Annotated in this window: 17 protein-coding genes and 1 pseudogene; 1 reads left to right on the top strand and 17 read right to left on the bottom strand. The window is 41.3% G+C overall.

Translation table 11 applies throughout. From position 1 onward, the window contains the following. Nucleotides 1-9: 9 nt before the first annotated feature. The 8 genes from murC to ACERDH_RS04660 form a co-directional block, all read right to left on the bottom strand. Entirely contained in the window at nucleotides 10-1,344 is a 1,335-nt protein-coding gene (gene murC, locus ACERDH_RS04695; RefSeq protein WP_386683569.1) for a UDP-N-acetylmuramate--L-alanine ligase, read from the bottom strand. 10 nt (nucleotides 1,345-1,354) lie between these two features. Next, nucleotides 1,355-1,972: a divisome accessory protein ZapJ gene (zapJ, locus tag ACERDH_RS04690; RefSeq protein ID WP_386683566.1), complete on the bottom strand. Its 618-nt coding sequence runs from the start codon at nucleotides 1,970-1,972 to the stop codon at nucleotides 1,355-1,357. A gap of 47 nt (nucleotides 1,973-2,019) precedes the next feature. Continuing rightward, nucleotides 2,020-5,118 (bottom strand): pilus expression-regulating Snf2 family helicase, encoded by a 3,099-nt coding sequence (locus ACERDH_RS04685; RefSeq protein ID WP_386683563.1) that lies wholly within the window; start codon nucleotides 5,116-5,118, stop codon nucleotides 2,020-2,022. A 92-nt stretch (nucleotides 5,119-5,210) separates the two neighbouring features. Continuing rightward, nucleotides 5,211-6,377, bottom strand: a complete 1,167-nt coding sequence (locus ACERDH_RS04680; protein ID WP_212573972.1) for a MalY/PatB family protein — start codon at nucleotides 6,375-6,377, stop codon at nucleotides 5,211-5,213. Between the two features lie 7 nt (nucleotides 6,378-6,384). Further along, the gene (locus ACERDH_RS04675) at nucleotides 6,385-7,479 is read right to left on the bottom strand and encodes a cystathionine gamma-synthase (protein ID WP_386683559.1); all 1,095 of its coding nucleotides are present in this window, start codon (nucleotides 7,477-7,479) and stop codon (nucleotides 6,385-6,387) included. Between the two features lie 166 nt (nucleotides 7,480-7,645). Beyond that, on the bottom strand, nucleotides 7,646-8,101 hold the full coding sequence (locus ACERDH_RS04670) for a hypothetical protein (protein WP_386683556.1): 456 nt from the start codon (nucleotides 8,099-8,101) through the stop codon (nucleotides 7,646-7,648). A 313-nt stretch (nucleotides 8,102-8,414) separates the two neighbouring features. Further along, nucleotides 8,415-10,373: a peptide ABC transporter substrate-binding protein gene (locus tag ACERDH_RS04665; RefSeq protein WP_153192137.1), complete on the bottom strand. Its 1,959-nt coding sequence runs from the start codon at nucleotides 10,371-10,373 to the stop codon at nucleotides 8,415-8,417. Between the two features lie 203 nt (nucleotides 10,374-10,576). Then, entirely contained in the window at nucleotides 10,577-12,199 is a 1,623-nt protein-coding gene (locus ACERDH_RS04660; RefSeq protein WP_386683552.1) for a putative polysaccharide biosynthesis protein, read from the bottom strand. A 105-nt stretch (nucleotides 12,200-12,304) separates the two neighbouring features. On the opposite strand from ACERDH_RS04660, the gene ACERDH_RS04655 reads away from it, so the two are divergent. Beyond that, nucleotides 12,305-13,750, top strand: a complete 1,446-nt coding sequence (locus tag ACERDH_RS04655; RefSeq protein WP_386683549.1) for a UDP-N-acetylmuramoyl-L-alanyl-D-glutamate--L-lysine ligase — start codon at nucleotides 12,305-12,307, stop codon at nucleotides 13,748-13,750. A gap of 48 nt (nucleotides 13,751-13,798) precedes the next feature. Here the strand turns inward: ACERDH_RS04655 and ACERDH_RS04650 are convergent, their stop codons facing one another. From ACERDH_RS04650 to ACERDH_RS04610, 9 genes and pseudogenes are all read right to left on the bottom strand, one after another. Then, nucleotides 13,799-13,990, bottom strand: coding sequence for a CsbD family protein (locus tag ACERDH_RS04650; protein ID WP_000051184.1), 192 nt, complete (start codon nucleotides 13,988-13,990; stop codon nucleotides 13,799-13,801). Between the two features lie 101 nt (nucleotides 13,991-14,091). Continuing rightward, on the bottom strand, nucleotides 14,092-14,742 hold the full coding sequence (locus ACERDH_RS04645) for a DUF1803 domain-containing protein (protein WP_386683545.1): 651 nt from the start codon (nucleotides 14,740-14,742) through the stop codon (nucleotides 14,092-14,094). After that, nucleotides 14,726-15,238 carry a YiiX/YebB-like N1pC/P60 family cysteine hydrolase gene (locus ACERDH_RS04640; protein WP_084923331.1) on the bottom strand — a complete coding sequence of 171 codons (513 nt, stop codon included), beginning with the start codon at nucleotides 15,236-15,238 and terminating at the stop codon, nucleotides 14,726-14,728. Before ACERDH_RS04640 ends, ACERDH_RS04645 begins: the two co-directional genes overlap by 17 nt. An 86-nt stretch (nucleotides 15,239-15,324) precedes the next feature. Further along, on the bottom strand, nucleotides 15,325-16,260 hold the full coding sequence (locus ACERDH_RS04635) for a manganese-dependent inorganic pyrophosphatase (RefSeq protein ID WP_173282694.1): 936 nt from the start codon (nucleotides 16,258-16,260) through the stop codon (nucleotides 15,325-15,327). Between the two features lie 191 nt (nucleotides 16,261-16,451). Continuing rightward, the gene (locus ACERDH_RS04630) at nucleotides 16,452-16,736 is read right to left on the bottom strand and encodes a GIY-YIG nuclease family protein (RefSeq protein WP_386683540.1); all 285 of its coding nucleotides are present in this window, start codon (nucleotides 16,734-16,736) and stop codon (nucleotides 16,452-16,454) included. Then, complete coding sequence (locus ACERDH_RS04625; RefSeq protein WP_386683537.1) at nucleotides 16,726-17,475, bottom strand: tRNA1(Val) (adenine(37)-N6)-methyltransferase; 750 nt, start codon at nucleotides 17,473-17,475, stop codon at nucleotides 16,726-16,728. Before ACERDH_RS04625 ends, ACERDH_RS04630 begins: the two co-directional genes overlap by 11 nt. Before the next feature lie 52 nt (nucleotides 17,476-17,527). Then, a complete protein-coding gene (locus tag ACERDH_RS04620; RefSeq protein WP_386683534.1) occupies nucleotides 17,528-17,890 on the bottom strand; it encodes a S1 RNA-binding domain-containing protein in 363 nt (120 codons plus the stop codon). Nucleotide 17,891: 1 nt separating this feature from the next. Further along, on the bottom strand, nucleotides 17,892-19,292 hold the full coding sequence (locus ACERDH_RS04615; RefSeq protein WP_386683531.1) for a bifunctional Cof-type HAD-IIB family hydrolase/peptidylprolyl isomerase: 1,401 nt from the start codon (nucleotides 19,290-19,292) through the stop codon (nucleotides 17,892-17,894). A 79-nt stretch (nucleotides 19,293-19,371) separates the two neighbouring features. Beyond that, nucleotides 19,372-19,875: pseudogene (locus ACERDH_RS04610) on the bottom strand (GNAT family N-acetyltransferase). Nucleotides 19,876-19,989 lie beyond the last annotated feature (114 nt).

The following is a 19,989-nucleotide window of genomic DNA, read 5'->3' as shown; positions in this document are numbered from 1 at the left end:
GTGGATAGCCTATTGAACATTGCTTGTCAAGTTAGACAAGAGTCGCTCAAATGAGTATTCATAGGTTTGGATATCTCCTGCTCCCATAAAGACGTAAACAGCATTGTCATGGTCTAGGAGTGGAGAAACATTTTCAACAGTGATCACTTGGTGTTTCTTATTGATTTTATTGGCTAGGTCTTCTACCTTAACATCACCATGGTCTACTTCACGAGCAGATCCATAAATTTGCGCTAGGTAAACTGCATCCGCCTGGTTCAAAGCGTGGGCAAAGTCGTCCAACAGGGCAATAGTTCTAGTAAAGGTATGCGGTTGGAAGATTGCTACGATCTCTTTACTTGGATATTTTTGACGAGCCGCATCCAAAGTAGCAATGATTTCTGTTGGATGGTGGGCAAAGTCATCGATAATCACCGTATCATTGACAATTTTCTCAGTGAAACGACGCTTAACACCGGCAAATGTTTTCAAGTGTTCACGAACTAAGTTCAAATCAAATCCAGCTGTATAAAGAAGACCAATAACGGCTGTCGCATTCATGATATTGTGACGACCAAAGGTTGGAATATGGAATTGCCCCAAGTCTTGTCCACGGAAATGAACTGTGAAGGTTGAACCAGTTGTTGAACGAAGAAGATCACTAGCGACAAAGTCATTACCTTCTGCTTCAAAACCATAATAATAAATCGGAGCATTGGCTGTAATCTTACGCAATTCAGCATCTTCTCCGTAGATAAACAAACCTTTGGTAATTTGTTTAGCATAGTCGTTAAATGCATTGAAAACATCCTCTAGGCTTGTGAAATAGTCTGGATGGTCAAAGTCAATGTTGGTGATAATAGAATATTCTGGGTGGTAAGGCATGAAGTGACGCTCATATTCGTCAGATTCAAAGACAAAATATTTGGCATTGGCTGAACCACGACCTGTACCGTCTCCAATCAAGAAACTAGTATCTGTGATATGAGACAAGACATGAGACAACATACCTGTCGTTGAAGTTTTTCCGTGCGCTCCAGCAACTCCCATGCTAACAAAGTCACGCATAAAGCTACCTAGGAACTCATGGTAACGTTTGTAGCTGATACCATTTTGGTCTGCATAGGCAATTTCAACGTTGTTATCTGGACGAAAGGCATTTCCAGCGATAATTTCCATATCACCGTCTAGATTCTTTTCATCAAAAGGAAGAATGGTAATTCCTGCCTGCTCAAGACCACGTTGAGTAAAGTAGTACTTTTCAACATCTGAACCCTGTACCTTATGCCCCATTTGGTGCAACATCAAGGCCAAGGCACTCATCCCTGATCCCTTAATTCCGATAAAATGATATGTCTTTGACATGTTTTCTCCCCTATTCCGTAATTCTTGTCAGATTCAACTCTTGGGCGACCTGACGTTCTTGTTCTTTTTGTTTATTCTTTTTATTGTAAATTTGACTCTTCTTCAGAAAATCATAGTTGTTTTTCTTTGGGCCTGAAGTTTCTTTTGTCTCAGCTTGAATCGAAATATTGCTCACTTCTTCCGCCAAGATGTAATGAGACTGGGTCAATTTTTGGCTATATTTGACAAATTCACCAGGATTTTCCTTTTGGAAAGGCGCTGTAGGTTGATTGCCCTGTCTAACTAGACTTGGCTGAGAATGGCGTCTTGTAGGAGTAATATCCTTAGTCAGATAACTTGCTGAGCGTTTCTTTTTCAAGTCCGCACGCGCTTCTTCACGCGCCACCTCCGCATAGCTCTTTCCTTCTTTTTTAACTCCTAAACCAGACTTCTTAGGTTTCTCTACTGGATTTTCAATCGGTTTGACTGGTTTTTCTTCAGTAATAGGGGCCCACTCCAGATAATTCTTATCACGGTATTCTCCCTTGATATTACTGATAAAGTCAGATTCATCATAGAGGTCCATAACCGGCATCTCAGTCAGCATGACCTCATCATCTGAGACCAATGGAAATCGTTCTTCTCTCATTTTCTATTTCCTTTCAACACTTCATTATAGCGTATTGTCTTGATTTTTCAAGTGCTGGCTTCAGAAATTCCCAAAATTTCTCTAATTTCTGCTAGGGTCAGACTGCCACGTGACTCTGTGCCGTCCAATACTTGTGACACTAGATGTTTCTTTTGTTCTTGGAGTTCCTGAATTTTTTCTTCAATGGTTCCCCTGGTCACTAAGCGATAAACCTCAACCGTTTCTTCCTGACCTATCCGATGGGCACGGCCAATAGCTTGCGCTTCCACCGCAGGATTCCACCAAAGGTCAACCAATATAACCGTATCAGCACCTGTCAGGTTCAGACCGACACCACCTGCCTTAAGGGAAATCAGAAAGGCATCTCTTTCCCCTTGGTTAAAGGCCTTGGTCATATCTTGTCTTTCCTTGGCTGGGGTTGACCCCGTAATTTTAAAGGAAGTCAAGCCCAAGTCTGGCAGTTCTTGTTCAATTTTCTCCAACATTCCCTTGAACTGCGAGAAAATTAAGACACGGTGTCCGCCGTCTGCCACCTGTACCAGCAGGTCTCGAAGACTATCCAGTTTGCCACTGGCACCCTGATAATCCTCCATAAAGAGGGCAGGGGTGTCACAGATTTGACGCAAGCGCATCAGACCAGACAAGATTTCCACTCGACTTCGTTGGAATTCCTGGTCTGACACTTGAGCCAGTCGTTCCCGCATCTGTTGTAACTGGGCTAGATAGATAGCCTTTTGCTGGTCTTCCAGTTCATTCTTATAAACGACTTCTATCAAATCTGGCAATTCAGTCAGAACTTCTTCTTTCTTGCGTCGCATAACGAAAGGCTTGATAAACTGAGCTACTCGCTCAGCTGGCAATTTCATAAATTCTTTCTGGCTTGGCAAGAGTCCTGGCATAACGATTTGGAAAATAGACCACAGCTCACCCAGATGGTTTTCAATAGGAGTCCCTGATAAGGCAAAAACTGACGGCACTACAAATTGTCTCAAGGTCTGGGCAATCTTGGTCTGGGCATTTTTCATAACCTGAGCTTCATCTAAGAAAAGGAAGTCAAAGGCCATCCCCTGATAAAGCTCACTATCCTGACGGAAGGTAGCATAGCTCGTCACATAGATTTGATGGCTCTCAGCAAGAATCTCTTCACGACTAGCTTTCAAGCCATGAACAACAGCCACATCCAACTGTGGGGCAAATTTCTGAAACTCATCTGCCCAGTTGTAAATCAAACCTGACGGAGCTAAAATCAAAACCCGACTTTCTTTTGTCACCTGACTGGTCAAAAAAGCAATGGTCTGAAGGGTTTTACCAAGTCCCATATCATCAGCCAAAATCCCACCAAAACCATAATGGTGGAGCATTTGCAGCCAGCCGATTCCCTTTTCCTGATAATCTCGTAAATCAGCCTGAACCTGAGTTGCTTGTCGTGGGAAGTCCTCTGGATGCGTTAAATCCTGGGCCAAATTCTGGAATTCTTGTGAAAAAGAAACACGGTCACGCCCTTCAAAAAGATGAGCTAAACTATAGGCCAAGGATTTTCGAGCCTGCAAGGCCCCATCTTTTAATTCAAACTGCCCCAGTTCCTGTAGATTTTGGCGAATTTTCTTGGTTTCTTCATCGAAAAAGTAGACTTGATTGGACGCACCAATGTAAAAATCTTGATTGGCAACCAAGGCCTGCATGGCTTGGTCAATTTCCTCTTGGGCAATATCTTGAAAATCAAACTGGATTTCCAAGAGGCCTCCCTTGGAAGCAATCTGCACTTGAGGGCTTGCTAGGCTATAAATTTCTTCTAGCTTGTCTGATAAATCAACATTCCCGAGTTTTTCAAAGACTGGAATGATTTCATGGAAGAAATGATAGACAGACTCCGCTTTTAAGGCCTGACGCCAAGATTGAAAGTCTGCTTCAAATCCAGCTGCCAAACCGACTTGGAAAACTCTTTCTTCTAAGTCAGCATCACTCGAAAATGGTAATTTTTCCAGCTCTTGTCGGCTAGAGACCTGGCTGTCTCCATAATCAAACTGGATTTCTAAACGAATCCGATTGTCTTCTTCCCTGTCAAAGTAAAAAGAGGGTGCAAAGGATTTGATTTGTAGACGTTCTGGAGCTGAAACGGTACCCATCTGGCCAAAGAGAGTTAGACAGGAAGCCAATTTATCGCGGTCACTGCTATCAAATTGCAGGTATTTCTTTCCGTGTTGATCCACAGGCAGCGTTTTGATTTCTTTGAGAAGACGCACCTGCTGGTCTGTTAGAAAATAAACCTGTCCTTTATGGAAAAGTACAGTCCCCTGATAAAAGACATTGACCCTAGGGCTCTCGCTGATTTCCATTTCAAAATAGTCAGAGTATTCTGTTACTGTAAAGGCAAATAGATTGGCATCCGCATTCATATCTTGAAAAAGCAGGGTTTGGTAACTATCTACTTGATGGTCAAATTGAAAATGGGGCAGGGTCATCAGTAAATTCACACCCTGCTCAAAAAAGGTCAGAGGGAAAAAAAGGTGTCGGCCTTGATTTTGGAAAAAGAGGTCTGGAGTCAGTCCTTCCTCTATTAGTCCGCGCAAGAAAGTCAGAAGTTCTTGGCTAGCTTCATCAAAGGCTTCCAAAAACAGAGACTCCTCATAAGTTTTACCAATCATATAAGGTTTTCTCTGCTCGACAACCCTTAAAAAGAGTGGAATGTCCCGAATGACATAGTATTTTTGGCTATTGATTTGCCCGATTCTAAGGGTCCACAAGATATGATTGGTTCCTGCTTCCACTTGCCCCACAGCCGATAATTCATAGGCACGTTCTGCTTTTGGAGGCAAGATTCGGTCCAAAAATTTTCCACCCAAGGTCACCTTGGTTTCAACGGCCTCTTTTTCTTCATGACCTTCTTCCAGACTCTGCAAGATTTCCTGACCACGCTCATCATTTTTTAGAAAATGCTCCAGCGCCGCCAAGTGCACACAGTAGCCCCTCTTTTGGAAAAAATCGCAGGCACAAAAAACCAAATCATCCTCTAAACTATAGCGCAGTTCTTCTTCTGCAACACGAGCGTAGAGCCGATTATTCTTTTCCTTGATGATGTCAACTTTACCAGTTTCATAAAGGGCAACGCCTTCGATACGGACTTTCCCCGGAATCAATTTAGCCATATTTCTACCTTTACCTTATCTTTTTATTATACCATATTTTCCTCTATGAAAATAGCCTCCTAGGAAGACTTTTCCCCTAGAAGGCTGGATTTTTAAAGTTTGGCAAAAGTCGCCACAATCCGCTGACAAACTTCTTGCAACAGAGGTTTAGGCATGGCTACATTGAGGCGGGCATGGAGACTTCCTTCCTCCCCAAAATCCAAACCACGGTTGAGGATAACCTTAGCTTCATTTCTCAACAGCTCTTGCAATCTTTCATCAGTCAGGTCATAGGCTGAAAAATCAAGCCAAATCAAGTAGGTTCCTTGCGGTTTCATAACCTTGATTTTAGTCTCTTTACCAAATAAATCCACCACATAATTGATGTGGTCTTCAAAGACTTGCTTGAGTTCCTCTAGCCAATCCTTCCCATATCGATAGGCAGCTTCTGTCGCCAAATAACCCAAGCCTGAAATTTCATGTTGATTATTAGCCAACTGGCGTTTCTGGTAAGCCAGTCTCAACTTAGGATTTTCAATGACTGCATAGGAATTTTTTGTCCCCGCAATATTAAAGGTTTTAGTGGCACTGCTCAAGACAATCGCAAAATCTTTGAAGGCAGGATTAATGGTATTGAAGGAATGATGCTTGTGACCAAAGAGGGCCAAATCTTGGTGAATCTCATCCGAAACCAAGAAAACACCGTGTTTTTGGCAGAGTTGGCCAATCTTCTCCAACACTTCCTTTTCCCAAACACGTCCACCAGGATTGTGAGGGTTGCAAAGAATATAGAGTTTGACGTCCTCTTCCACCAAATCCTTTTCAAGTTGATCAAAGTCAATCTCAAACAGACCATCCTTTTCCACCAAAGAATTGGTAATCAATCTACGGTTGTTCAACTTGACACTGCGTGCAAAGGGTGGATAGACAGGTGTGTTAATCAAAACCGCCTCGCCTTCTTTTGTAAAGGCTTGAATAGCTGTTGAGATGGCTGGTACCACACCCTCGATAAAGACAAGAGCCTCTTTGTCAAAGTGGTAACCGTGTTGTGTGGCTTCCCACTTTTGAACTTCCTTAATTAACTCTTCACTGGCATAGGTATAGCCATAAACCAGTTGATCAGCGTAAGTTTGCACGGCTTGGCGGATTTCAGGCAAGACTACAAAGTCCATATCCGCTATCCAAGCTGGTAGGACCTCACTATCCGTTTCTGCCTCTTTCCATTTATAGGTGTGGTGCCCTAAACGATTGGGCAGGCTTGTAAAATCATATTTTCCCATCTTTGTCTTATCCTTCTAATGCTTGGCGCAAATCTGCAATCAAATCTCTAGCATCCTCAATCCCAATCGACAAACGCAAGAGGTCATCTGTCAAACCATAAGAATGGCGCACTTCTGCTGGAATATCAGCATGAGTTTGTGTCGTTGGATAAGTAATAAGACTTTCCACCCCACCCAAACTTTCCGCAAAAGAGAAGACCTTGAGGCTGTTCAAAATATGAGGAATACGTTTTTCATCTGCTACTTTAAAGGAAATCATCCCCCCACGACCAGTGTAGAGAACTTCCTTAACTGCTGGAGAATCCTTCAAAAAAGCAACCACTTCTTGAGCATTGGCTGTTGAGCGCTCCATACGAAGAGACAAGGTTTTGAGACCACGAATCAATTGATAGCTGTCAAATGGTGACAAGACTGCCCCTGTCGTATTGAGATTGTAGAAAAGCTTCTCGTATAGTTCTAAACTATTGGTCACAACCACTCCAGCCAAGACATCATTGTGACCTGCTAGATACTTAGTTGCTGAATGAAGGACGATATCTGCTCCATCTTCAATCGGACGTTGGTAGATAGGACTGTAGAAGGTATTGTCCACCACCACTTTGGCACCCTTAGCATGAGCCAATTTTGCTAGTTTTTCAATATTAAATTCCAACATCAAGGGGTTGGTTGGGGTTTCGATATAGAGAACATCCACATCTTTTTCTAACTCGACAATCAACTCTTCTTCCGTATTGGCATAGGTGAAATGGAAACGGCCTTCCTGCTCCACTTGATTGAACCAGCGGAAAGAACCACCGTAAAGGTCACGGACAGCCAAGACCTTACTTCCTACTGGAAAGACGCTAAAGGCCAGTACAATAGCTGACATTCCTGAGCTAGTAGCTAGGGCATAGTCTGCTGACTCAATAGCCGCCAAGACTTCTTCCGCCTTACTGCGAGTTGGGTTTTTGGTGCGCGTATAGTCAAATCCAGTAGATTTACCAAACTCTGGATGCTGATAGGTCGTTGAAAAATGAAGCGGTGTCACCAAAGCTCCTGTCGCTTCATCTGACTTGATACCCGCCTGGGCCAAAATTGTGTTAATGTGTAATTCCTTGCTCATACAATACCTCCAAATCTATAGTAACTATTGTACCACTTATTTTCATCAACTCATTTTCTTCTTTTCAAGAGCTAGTTATAGTTTCAAACTATATACTTATCGAGTAAAGCCAAAAAAGAATCCAGAAAAACTTCCAGATTCTTTTGTAGCCATGATTACTAGAGTTTTATTTCGACTGAAAGAAATCGTGTTGGGCTAAATAGTCATAATGGTCTTTGTTAAATTGATACTGGCCCAGACGCTGACTAATCTGACCGACATCCACAGAAAAAATAAAGGATTCATTTTCATAGTTCCAGTTCAGCCTAACTGTATTCAAGACTGTCTGATAAGTAAAATCTTTAACGTCATCCCAAGGCATCTCCACGACGTGATTAGAATGATTTTCTGTTACATCACTGATGTCCATCAAGTAAATCCCCTTAGGTGTGAATGCTAGAATTTTAGGCTTCACACTCGACTGAACATAGTAGGAACCACCTATAATGAAAAAATCAATAAAGGATTTCAACCATGTCTTTTTCTTGAAAGCCATCAGAAAATTCTTTTGCCCTTCAATGTGACAAGTTGAAAGATGTGATTCAATCTGTTTTTCTGTTGCAAATTCCATAATAGCGCCCATGACCTTACCTCCATAACTATTAGTAAATAGGCAGATAAGCACTCTTCATATAAAAGAAGAACTTATCATTTGTTGCGTTTTATCATACTTTTATAGTAGACGGCATCCCTCCTATAAAATCATCCTAGAATGTGCATACTTTAATTAACACTGGAAGGGGCTTTCGAAAGCAGTTTTCACTCTTTTATCATATTTATTATAACATAAATTTAATAAAGCAATTAAAAAATGTAAGCACTTTTCTTCCAACTTCGCTACCATTCTATTAAAAAACGACAGCTTCTTTCGAAACCATCGTTTTCTTTAAAAATCCTTATTTGACATGTTTTGCCAATTCTTCTTGAGCTTTTTTATTGGATTCTTCTTTTTCTTTCAGCCATTTTTCTTTAGCTTTTTCATATTCATCTTTTGTGACTGTTTTATCTTGTACTTTGAGATATTTATATGATTCGATACCTTTATTACCAGCTAATGAATATGGTGATGAGAAAGGAACTGTTTTTCTCAATGTTGGTGTTCCACCCTTAGAAACATTTGGAATTGCTAAAGCGCTATCTACTAACCAAGCTTGGATTTCAGCATACTTTTCATAGCGTTTTGCAAGATCTTGTTCCTTATTAGCTTCTTCCAACATTTGAGTATAGACATCCAGCCCAACAGCCTTGGCCTTGTCATTGGCTTCACCCGGCTCTATACCTAGATTTTGCATCAAACCACCAGAATGAACATTAAATACATCAAGATAGGTTGAAGGGTCTTGGTAGTCTGCACTCCAACCACCGTTGTATAGATCGTAATCCTTCTGAGCTGCAGTCTGAGCCAAATAGCTTGTATTATCAAAGTCTTCAGTAGAAAGTTGTTGAATATCAATTACAACGTTCTCTGCACCTAAGGCTGCTTCAATAGATTGCTTCATAGAATTTGCCTCTTGGACACCCTTTTTATCAGCTTGGTCAACTGTCATGTCCAAGTGGATAGGGAATTGGACTCCTTTGGCTTGGAGTTCTTTCTTAGCTTCAGCAAATTTGGCTTTAGCTTTTTCAGCATTGTAATATGGATCCTGGGCATCTGCAAAGTTGATTCCTTGCCATTCTTTACCATAATTCACCATCTTAGAGGCTACTACTTCACCAAAGTCTTTTCCGTTGATACTTACGAAGTTTGGAGGAACAACCAAGTTACGCAAGATCTTAGTTGCACCATCTTCTCCTTGAGATTGGGCCCCGTAAGCTGTACGGTCATAGGCAAAGTTAATGGCTTGACGGAAGTTTTTACTCAGAACCGCTTCTTGAGTCGATTTCTTTTCAGCATCACTTGTCTTGGAAGTGAATTTATAAGATTTTCTATCCAAGTTGAAGTTTAAGAAGTAAGAAGTAGCATCTTGCAGACTATAGATGATATTGTCTTTATTCTTCTCTTTGATTCCTTCAAAGCTTGAACTATTTGGATAGAGACGAGCGTAGCTATAGGCTCCCTCTACATAGTTACGAGCCAGTGCATCTTGGTCACTACCATCATAATAGGCCAATTTGACATCATCTACAAAGACATTTTTAGCATCCCAGTAATTAGGATTTTTCTTGAATTCGATAACTGATTTTGAAACAAAGGATTTCATCAAGAAAGGTCCATTGTACAAAATGCTAGATGGGTCTACCTTCCCAAAATCATCTCCTTTTGATTTCAAGAAATCAGCGTTGACTGGGAAGAGAATGGTTGAGGTTGTTTTTGAGTTCCAGTAAGGTTCTGGTCGTGCCAAGGTATATTGAACGGTTTGGTCATCAAGAGCCTTGACTCCGACAGTTGAAAAGTCGCTTGTTTTACCGTTAATGTAGTCATCCAAACCTGCTACGGATTCTTGCACTAAGTACAAGGCTTCTGATTTTTTATCAGCTGCATATTTCAAACCAGTTACAAAATCTTGGGCAGTTACAGGAGCATATTCTTCCCCATCTGCAGTGTACCATTTAGCATCTTTACGCAGTTTGTAGGTATAGGTCAAACCGTCTTGAGAAACACTCCAATCCTCTGCCAAGGATGGGATATAGTTCCCATACTGGTCATTTTCCATGAGCCCATCTACCAAATTAACCACGATATCACTGGTTGTTGCACGGTTTTCTGCTAGATAGTTCAAACTTGATGGGTCACTTACGTAAACATAGTTATATGTTTTTGACGCTGTGCTAGAATTTCCACACGCACTTAACAAAATACCTGCACTTAGCACGACACCTGCAAGTGTTGCATACTTGGCCTTAGACTTTTTCATCTCCAGAACCTCCTGATTTAAATATTTGTCTTATTATACAACTTGAGTTTTATTTAGTCAATAGCTTTTTAAGTAAAATTTAAGAAAAATAAAATTTCTATCTACAAACTATAGAAATTATTCTACAAAATAATAAAAAGAGAATAATTCAAGCATTTCATGATAGAAATGTTCAAATTATTCCTTTTATTTATAAATGTTTTTTAAGTTAATTTTAATTTGATTCGTAAGCGATCTGCTTGAACTTTTCCAATCACCTTGTCCAATAGACGGGTACGGAGACTCATGATTCCATAAACTCCTCCACCCATGGCACCGACAAGAGCTACATATAGGAAACTCCACAAACGTCCACTTGGTTGGAAGACAAATCCTAAAATCCACTGCAATGTCCCAACTACTAGAAACATGAAAAGAGTTAACAAACTGATTAAAATGGTTCGTTTCAAAATCACCTTGCGCTTAACACCAGTTACCTTGCAAATGTCCCGATACATCAAAACATTAGGAATGATGAGACCGATGGTTGTTGAAATCAAAGGCCCGTAACTGTGAAAGAGAGCGATGGTGGGAAGTTGCAAGACCAGCTTGGCAATGGAACCATAGATAAAATAGAGAACTGCCTTGCGGTTGCGGAACATGGCTTGAAGCATTGGAGACAAGACCATGTACAAGCCTAAAATAGTAGACTGCAAAACTGCAAAGACAAACAAGCCCATAGCCAAACTATCTGGCTTGCCATAGAAGACAGTATAGAGAGGTTCTCCTACCATGACTACTCCAACCGTTGCTGGTAGCAAGAATAGGAAAAGCATGGTAATGCTGTCCTGAACGAGAAGAGAAGCCGCCTTCAAGTCCCCCTTAACATAGTTTTCAGTCAAAAGTGGCAAACCTACACTCCCAATCGAAACCCCAACAGAAATCAAAATCATAGTGATTTTATTAGGATTAGCAGAGAAATAAGAAAACATGACAACCAAGTCTTCATTACTATAGTTGGTAAACCAACTCATACTATTGATAAAGGTCATCTGGTCCAAAATCTGGAAAAGCTGGATAGCAGATCCTGTCAGGATAAAAGGAATGGCTTCCTTAATGGTGTCGACTAAAAGACGCTTGCTGTTTATCTTATCTCCTGTTTCAAGGACTCTTTTGAGTAAACCTTCTTTGGCAAGGAAATAGATCAAAACTACAAAGCTGGCTACCATACCGACAAAGGCAGCAAAGGTGGATTGGGTAACCGCTGCTAGATAATCTCCTGAGCCCATTTTCATAATCATAAAGGTAGCTAAGAGCATCCAGATAACGCGAATGACCTGCTCAGCGATTTGGCTCATGGCATAAGGTTTCAGGTTATTCATCCCTTGGAAGAAGCCTCGAATCACACTCATAGATGGGAAAATCAAGACCGCCCAAGCCAAACTCTGCATGATTGGGATCAAGTCTTTCCCTACACCCGACAAGTCTGCTAGCCAAGGAGCAAAGACATACAAGACCAAAGCAAAGACCAGACCTAGTCCTGTCATAAAGCCTAAAAAGCTCCGAATCAAGGCAAAGCTATGCTCTTCTTCTCGCATGGTATTGTACTTAGCTACTTGCTTGGCCACCGCAACCGGAATACCTGCTGTTGAAACCAGCAAGAACCAGGCATAGATATTGTAGCCCATTGTAAAGAGGCCATTTGCTGTAGCCGCATAGGACCCCATCCAGATATACCAGGGTATAATATAAATGGCCCCAAGTAGGCGACTGATAAAGTTACTAGCCGTTAGCCAAGCAGTCCCCCGTAACATCTGGGCCTGCTGGTGATTGTTTTCGTTAGACATAGATTCCTCATTTGATTTTAATAACTAGGAAAAATTCCTCATCTTCCATTATAAACTTTTCCTTGTCACTTGTAAATTTACGACTTTCGGTTTACAATAGAAAGTATGATTAAGATTGAAACCGTATTAGATATTTTAAAGAAAGATGGTCTCTTCCGTGAGATTATCGACCAAGGACATTATCACTACAACTACAGTTATGTCGTATTTGACACCATCTGCTATGATAGCCGCAAGGCCAAAGAGAAGAGCCTCTTTTTCGTCAAGGGTGCTGCCTTTAAGAAGGAATTTCTGATGTCAGCCATCTCTCAAGGCCTCGGTTGGTACGTGGCTGAAGAAGACTATGAAGTTGGTATTCCTGTCATTATCGTCAGTGATATCAAGAAAGCTATGAGTTTGATTGCCATGGAATTTTATGGAAATCCACAGGAAAAACTCAAACTCCTTGCCTTCACTGGGACCAAGGGCAAGACAACAGCAGCCTATTTCGCCTATAACATTTTATCTCAAGGGCATCGACCTGCTATGTTGTCAACTATGAACACAACTCTAGATGGCAAAACTTTCTTTAAGTCTGCATTGACAACCCCTGAGAGTATCGATCTCTTTGACATGATGAATCAAGCTGTGCAAAATGACCGCACCCATCTCATCATGGAAGTCTCCAGTCAAGCCTATCTGGTCAAACGTGTCTATGGTCTAACTTTTGATGTGGGAGTTTTCCTCAATATTAGCCCAGACCATATCGGCCCGATTGAACACCCTAGCTTTGAAGACTACTTCTACCACAAGCGGCTCTTGATGAAAAATAGCCGAGCAGTCATCATTAACAGTGACATGGACCACTTTTCTGTCTTGAAAGAACAAGTAGAAGATCAAGACTATGATTTCTACGGTAGTCAGTCGAGCAACCAAATCAAAAATTCCAAAGCCTTTAGCTTCTCAGCTACAGGGAAATTAGCTGGAGACTATGATATCCAACTCATTGGCCACTTCAATCAAGAAAATGCAGTTGCTGCTGGACTTGCCTGCCTCCGTCTCGGAGCTAGTCTTGAAGACATCAAAAAAGGAATCGCTGCAACCCGTGTTCCTGGTCGTATGGAAGTCCTCACTCAGAAAAATGGATCCAAGGTCTTCATCGACTATGCCCACAACGGTGACAGTCTCAAAAAACTCATCAATGTGGTTGAAACTCATCAAACTGGAAAAATTGCTCTGGTTCTCGGTTCGACAGGCAATAAGGGAGAAAGCCGTCGTAAGGACTTTGGCCTCCTCCTCAATCAGCACCCTGAGATTCAAGTCTTTCTGACTGCTGATGACCCCAACTACGAAGACCCAATGGCCATTGCAGATGAAATTAGTAGCTACATCAATCATCCTGTTGAAAAAATTGCGGATCGCCAAGAGGCCATCAAGGCAGCTATGGCTATCACAAATCACGAATTAGATGCAGTTATTATTGCTGGCAAGGGAGCCGATTGCTACCAAATCGTCCAAGGAAAGAAAGAAGCCTATCCTGGAGATGCAGCCGTCGCAGAAAATTATTTGTAAGGATCGTAAAAAAATCAAGGGAAACGAAACCCTTGATTTTTTCTATTTTTATTTAAAAGCGTTTTTCAAACCTTCAACGGCACCTTCTACAGCACCTTTAGCATCTTCAACTACTTCTTTTGCCTTAGCAACTGTCTTTTCTACAGCGCCTTCTGCTTCAGTCTTGCTATCCCCAGTAACCTTACCAAATCCTTCTTTGATAGCGCCTGTTGCTTGTTCCAATTTGTTTTCAAGTGACATATAATTGTCTCCTTTAGTTTTATTCCGATATGTGTTACCGGTTACATATAGTTTATACCGAATACTAAGGAAAGTCAAACAATGTGCTCAGAGATAAGAAATCAGGCCAAGTAGAAAGTTAATCTTTCCTTATCAAAATCGACGGCCAACTCATACTTTCCATCTTCATTTTGGACAATATATCCTAGGACGACTAAACTGTCCACAAAAATATCACGGCGTTTCTGGATCAATTGATCTTTTTTGAGAAATTTCAGCAAAAAAGTTGTCATGTATTTGAGTGCATACTCAGGATTGACATCTCCTAAAATGTCATAAAGTTTCTGCTGTTTCTCTGTCAAAGGATACTGATGTTTGACCTTGTAGAAATAATTGGACAGGGTCATTTTAGTTCGCGCAAAGTCCGTCTTTTCAACTAAAATAGCTGCATTAGTTTGATTTCGTAATTCCGTCTCAAAAGTCTGCTCCAACAAGGTTTGATAGATCAGACTATCTTCGCTGACAAAAATCTCTTGATCCAGTTCTAGATTATCGAGTGACTCAAGCATAGGGAGATTAAGGTAATAGCGCTTATTTTCCCGTAGAATCAAGCCAGCCTTTATATACTCTTCCATGAGTTTGTCAACTGCTACATCTGGAAATTGAGCCTTAATTTCCCGTAGAATCACATCCTCATGCTGGTCCAGATAGCGGATCAATTCTCTAAAAAATGGCTGTCTCGTCAAACGAGATGGATTAAAAATCTGAATCATGAAGATTCCTTTCTTTACATTCTAACAGAGGCGATGCTGCCAACTGACTAGGATTGGTCCCCGGCTTGTTCAAAGGAACAGGCAGACCTAGTTCTCTGTAATACTCTCTCCAAAAATCACTAATCTCCTGCTCCCCATCTCCAAATTTCATGGGAATAGTTTCAAAAATCGGTAGAATTTTTGCTATATACTGGGAACAGTAGAAACCAGCGCCATCTGGATGGAAAGAAGCATTGTAGGGTGCCCCTAGATGTTTGCAAGCTTTTTCCTTCACAGATTGGATATCCATTTCTGGGTAGACATAAAGGTCGTACAAGTGATTGGGCTCAAAGAAGTCTGCAGGTTCTTGACAGACAACACCAGCCTGTCCACTAGCGTGGTAAATCATCCCATCCAAATAAATGGCAACATGGTTATAGTTGCCTGTGGAAGTCTGGATGGCCTGTCCCATATCTGACTCATCTCTCACAAAAATCAAATCGCCATTTTCTAACATGCTTCACTCCTAGAAAAAAAGGAGCCGAAACTCCTTTCGATATAAGGCAAACTAGCCTTTCCTAATTTGAATTAACACTCAAAATCTTAAGCATTGAAGCTTTCAGTCAATTGAGGTACCACTTGTTTCTTACGTGAAACAGCACCAGCAAGGAAAGCGTGGTTGTTTTCAAGTTTGAAGTTGAAAGCCGCTTCGACCTTGCCTATATTAGCACCAAGTGCTAGGATTTCTGAGTTTGAGTTGACGATATCTGTAATCATCAAGACAAAGTCAGAATAACCATTTGCTGCGTTAGCAGCTTGCATTGCAGCTTCAATTTCTGCTTGACGTTCCAATACTTCAGCGATGTCAACTGTGTTTACTTGAGCAACACGGACATTATTTCCGTTCAATTCAAAAGTCTTAGCATCGATGTCAATCAATTCTTCAGCAGATTTGCTAGCCAAGTTTGTACCAGCTTTCAACATAGCCAAACCATACTCTTCCAAGTTAACACCAGCCAATTCGGCCAATTCAGGAGCAATAACCTTATCTGTTGGGTGTGTTGTTGGTGATTTCAAAAGAAGGGTATCTGAAATCAAACCTGAAAGCATCAAACCAGCAATCTCTTTAGGCACAGCTACACCATGTTCTTTGAACATACGGTAAACGATTGAAGACGCTGAACCAACTGGCTCCAAACGCATGTAAAGTGGGCTTGCAGTTTCAAAGTTAGCCACACGGTGGTGGTCCACAACACCATAAACTTCTACTTCAGCGATATCTGATACAGATTGTTGGAATTCATTGTGGTCAGTCAGGATAACTTGCTCTGCACCTTCTGCTTTAGCAGAAGTGATGACACGCGGTGCTTCTACACCAAAATAGTTCAAGACAAAGGCTGTTTCTTCATTTGGAGTTCCAAGGGCAACAGCTTCCGTATCCAAACCATAAGCTTCTTTTGCAAGGTAGGCAAAGGCTACAGATGACCCGATGGCATCTGAGTCTGGATTTTGGTGACCAAATACTAGAATCTTAGACATGATAATACCTCATTTTGTTTATTCTCTTTATTGTAGCATTTTTTTCGCTTTTTGACAAAAGTAAGAGGAGTCAAAGGACTCCCCACTACTCTTCAAAATAACTGATACTCTTCGAAAATCAAATTCAAACCACGTCAGCTTCGCCTTGCCGTACTCAAGTACTGCCTACGGCTAGCTTCCTAGTTTGCTCTTTAATTTTCATTGAGTATAAGTAAATTTCTATCTTGATTTTCAGATAAAAATCTTTCCTTCTGCGGCCTCTTCTTACGCTTGAGAAGGGCTTCTGCAGACATGGCTTCTTCCTTACTGGCAAAACCTTGAGCATAGATAAGTTTGACTGGCAAGCGAGCTCGTGTATATTTGGCTCCCTTCCCACTATTATGAACAGCGAGGCGTTTTTTCACATCAGTCGTATATCCTGTATAGTAGGAACCGTCACGGCACTCCAGCACATACATATAAGCCTTATGATCCATAATAAATCTCTTCAAGTTCCGGCGTATAAGAACCGTCATCATTGTGAACAATGAGAGGTGGCAAGACCTTAAAACCGCTTCTTGATCCATCCTTGATAGCCTCAATCAAGAGCATGTTAGCTTCCTTTTCTCTTTTTGGATAAACAAACTGCAGACGCTTAGGTGCTAGATTATGCCGTTGAAACATGTCCAAAATATCCAAGAGTCGATCAGGACGATGAACCATGGCCAAACGCCCATTAGACTTGAGAATACTTTGGGCACTACGACAGATTTCTTCCAAATTAGTTGTGATTTCATGGCGTGCCAAGAGATAGTGTTCACTCTCGTTCAAGTTAGAATGAGGATCCACCTTAAAATAGGGCGGATTACACAAAATCATATCCACCTTACTTCCCTGAATGTAAGCAGGCATATTTTTCAAATCATCACAGATGACCTGCATCTGCTCTTCCAAACCATTCAAACGGACAGAGCGTTCAGCCATATCTGCCAAACGCTCCTGAATCTCAACAGCCAAAATCTGTGCCTGGGTACGAGTGCTAGCAAATAGCCCCACTGCTCCATTCCCAGCACAGAAATCCACAATTAAGCCCTTCTTAGGAAAACGTGGAAAACGTGACAAGAGAACACTATCCACCGAATAGCTAAAAACCTCTCTATTTTGAATGATTTTGATATCTGTCGAAAAGAGCTGGTTAATGCGCTCCCCTGATTTTAATAATTGTTCTTCTTCCATGGTCCTATTATAACAAATTCATATTAACATTACAAAAGATAGAGTTTTCTAACTAGCGCTTCTGCTTCTTCAAATATTGAAGGGCTTCCTTGGTCCAAATTGGCATCATTCGTTTGAGAGGGGCAAAACCATAGTTAAAGCGGTCGCTTGAAAAGCGTCTCCGTCTAGGAAACTGGTGCTTTTCTTCCTCCAAGGTGCGGATAGAAAGGCTAGCTTTCCCTGTAAATTCATCTAAATCCACCACCTGAACCAGAACCTCTTCATCGACTTTCAAGGCTTCTTGGATATTTTCAATAAAGCCTGTCCGAATCTCCGAAATGTGAATCAGCCCCGTATCGCCCGTCTCTAGCTCAACAAAGGCACCGTAGGGCTGAATCCCTGTAATACGCCCCTTTAGCTTATCACCGATTTTCATCTTAGTCCTCAATTTCAATTGTTTCAATCACGACATCTTCAACTGGCTTGTCCATAGCTCCAGTCTCAACAGCAGCAATGGCATCCAAAACAGCATAAGAATCTTCATCAGCTAGCTGACCAAATACAGTGTGACGACGGTCTAGGTGAGGTGTCCCACCTTGCTCTGCATAGATTTCTGCGATCGGTTCTGGCCAACCACCACGAGCAATCTCCTTTTTAGAATAAGGCAGGTGTTGATTTTGCACAATAAAGAATTGGCTGCCGTTGGTATTTGGCCCAGCATTAGCCATGGAAAGGGCACCACGGATATTGTAAAGTTCTTCAGAGAATTCATCCTCAAATGATTCACCGTAGATTGACTCGCCACCCATACCAGTTCCAGTTGGGTCTCCACCTTGGATCATAAAGTCCTTGATAATACGGTGGAAAATGACACCATCATAATAGCCATCTTTAGAAAGAGCTACAAAGTTAGCCACTGTTTTAGGAGCATGTTCAGGGAAGAGCTTGATACGCAAGTCTCCGTGATTGGTCTTAATAGTCGCCAACGGACCTTCTACTGTTTCAATGTCTACTTGTGGGAAATGCAATTCTTTTTCTACCATACCAAATCTTTCTAAGGCATTAAAAATACCATCTTCTTCTAACGTTTTTGTAATATAATCTGCTTTTTCTTTGATGTTATCATGGGAAATTCCCATGGCAACGCTGATTCCAGCATAATCAAAGAGTTCCAAGTCATTCAGCCCATCTCCAAAAACCATGACGTTCTCTGGTTTCAAGCCAAGGTGTTCCACAACCTTTTCCACACCCGTCGCTTTGGAGCCTGAAATCGGAACAATATCAGACGAATGCTCATGCCAACGAACCATGCGAAGTTTGTCTGAGAGACTGTCAGGCAAGTGCAAGTCATCTCCCTTATCTTCAAAAGTCCACATCTGATAGATATCTTCTTTTTCATGGAAATCTGGATCCACATCCAAATCGGGATAAATTGGATTGATAGCCTCACTAATCATATCGGTGCGAGTCGACAACTTGGCATCATGACTCCCAACCAAACCATACTCAATTCCTTCTTGCTTGGCCCAAGAGATATACTCCTCAACATCTGATTTCTCGATCTGATGCTGATAAATGACCTGACCTTTTTTATCTTCGATATAGGCACCATTTAAGGTCACAAAAAAGTCAGGCTTGAGCTCACGAATCTCCGGAACAACACCAAAAATCCCTCGTCCAGAAGCAATACCTGTCAAGATTCCTTTCTCACGTAATTGCTTAAAAACAGTTGGGATTGAAGCTGGAATAAAACCTGTCTTTGAATTCCGTAATGTATCATCAATATCAAAAAAGACAATCTTTATCTTCTTTGCCTTGTATCTTAATTTGGCATCCATCTCACTACCTCTTTCAATCTAACTCTTTCCATTATACCATAAAGTAGCTAAATCCCCTATTTTCAAAAAGTTTCCCGTTTTATTGTAAGTCCTTGGATAAGTATAAAACTAAATCATCATCGTTTTGACAACTTGCACCCATTTCTAGCGGTTTATTTCTATACCAGACACCTGTCCCATCTGGAATATAGCCTCGTTTGATATACAATCTCTGAGCAGGACCATACCCCAAGTGCAAACCTACACCCAGAGTAACCTTACTCGAAACAAACTTGACTCGTTTTTCTGCTTCTTCTAGCAGTTGATTCCCAATCCCTTGATTTCGAAAAGGCTCAAACACATTAAAATCTGATAATTCTGGATAGACTTCTGCAAAAGGACCATGTTTAGCAGAGGGCAAAATGGTAACGTAGCCCGCTACTGCACCATCAATCTCTGCAACTAAGACTTCTCTCTTCCCACTTTCCTGTTCCAGAAAATATCTAGCCAAAATTTCCTCTCTACCAGGTCAACCTTGATTCATAAATCCATGAGATAAGGATTCAATATCAGACTTAATCATATTTCTAATCGTACAATTCATCTTTGACTTACCCACCTTTACTCTTTTTATTACCATTATAGCACGCCAAGGTCAGAAAAAAACTATCTCGTGAAAAAGACCCACCCAGGTCTTAATTCACTTTCTTGTTTTCAA

Origin of the sequence: Streptococcus bovismuti (assembly GCF_042436615.2) — a bacterium.
Lineage (GTDB): Bacteria > Bacillota > Bacilli > Lactobacillales > Streptococcaceae > Streptococcus.
This window is presented reverse-complemented; position numbering and strand designations above follow the sequence as displayed.

What these genes read in the sequence shown, in the direction of transcription:
- murC (WP_386683569.1), bottom strand. Translation starts at nt 1,344, where the DNA reads ATGTCAAAGACATATCATTTTATCGGAATTAAGGGATCAGGGATGAGT.
- zapJ (WP_386683566.1), bottom strand. Translation starts at nt 1,972, where the DNA reads ATGAGAGAAGAACGATTTCCATTGGTCTCAGATGATGAGGTCATGCTG.
- ACERDH_RS04685 (WP_386683563.1), bottom strand. Translation starts at nt 5,118, where the DNA reads ATGGCTAAATTGATTCCGGGGAAAGTCCGTATCGAAGGCGTTGCCCTT.
- ACERDH_RS04680 (WP_212573972.1), bottom strand. Translation starts at nt 6,377, where the DNA reads ATGGGAAAATATGATTTTACAAGCCTGCCCAATCGTTTAGGGCACCAC.
- ACERDH_RS04675 (WP_386683559.1), bottom strand. Translation starts at nt 7,479, where the DNA reads ATGAGCAAGGAATTACACATTAACACAATTTTGGCCCAGGCGGGTATC.
- ACERDH_RS04670 (WP_386683556.1), bottom strand. Translation starts at nt 8,101, where the DNA reads ATGGGCGCTATTATGGAATTTGCAACAGAAAAACAGATTGAATCACAT.
- ACERDH_RS04665 (WP_153192137.1), bottom strand. Translation starts at nt 10,373, where the DNA reads ATGAAAAAGTCTAAGGCCAAGTATGCAACACTTGCAGGTGTCGTGCTA.
- ACERDH_RS04660 (WP_386683552.1), bottom strand. Translation starts at nt 12,199, where the DNA reads ATGTCTAACGAAAACAATCACCAGCAGGCCCAGATGTTACGGGGGACT.
- ACERDH_RS04655 (WP_386683549.1), top strand. Translation starts at nt 12,305, where the DNA reads ATGATTAAGATTGAAACCGTATTAGATATTTTAAAGAAAGATGGTCTC.
- ACERDH_RS04650 (WP_000051184.1), bottom strand. Translation starts at nt 13,990, where the DNA reads ATGTCACTTGAAAACAAATTGGAACAAGCAACAGGCGCTATCAAAGAA.
- ACERDH_RS04645 (WP_386683545.1), bottom strand. Translation starts at nt 14,742, where the DNA reads ATGATTCAGATTTTTAATCCATCTCGTTTGACGAGACAGCCATTTTTT.
- ACERDH_RS04640 (WP_084923331.1), bottom strand. Translation starts at nt 15,238, where the DNA reads ATGTTAGAAAATGGCGATTTGATTTTTGTGAGAGATGAGTCAGATATG.
- ACERDH_RS04635 (WP_173282694.1), bottom strand. Translation starts at nt 16,260, where the DNA reads ATGTCTAAGATTCTAGTATTTGGTCACCAAAATCCAGACTCAGATGCC.
- ACERDH_RS04630 (WP_386683540.1), bottom strand. Translation starts at nt 16,736, where the DNA reads ATGGATCATAAGGCTTATATGTATGTGCTGGAGTGCCGTGACGGTTCC.
- ACERDH_RS04625 (WP_386683537.1), bottom strand. Translation starts at nt 17,475, where the DNA reads ATGGAAGAAGAACAATTATTAAAATCAGGGGAGCGCATTAACCAGCTC.
- ACERDH_RS04620 (WP_386683534.1), bottom strand. Translation starts at nt 17,890, where the DNA reads ATGAAAATCGGTGATAAGCTAAAGGGGCGTATTACAGGGATTCAGCCC.
- ACERDH_RS04615 (WP_386683531.1), bottom strand. Translation starts at nt 19,292, where the DNA reads ATGGATGCCAAATTAAGATACAAGGCAAAGAAGATAAAGATTGTCTTT.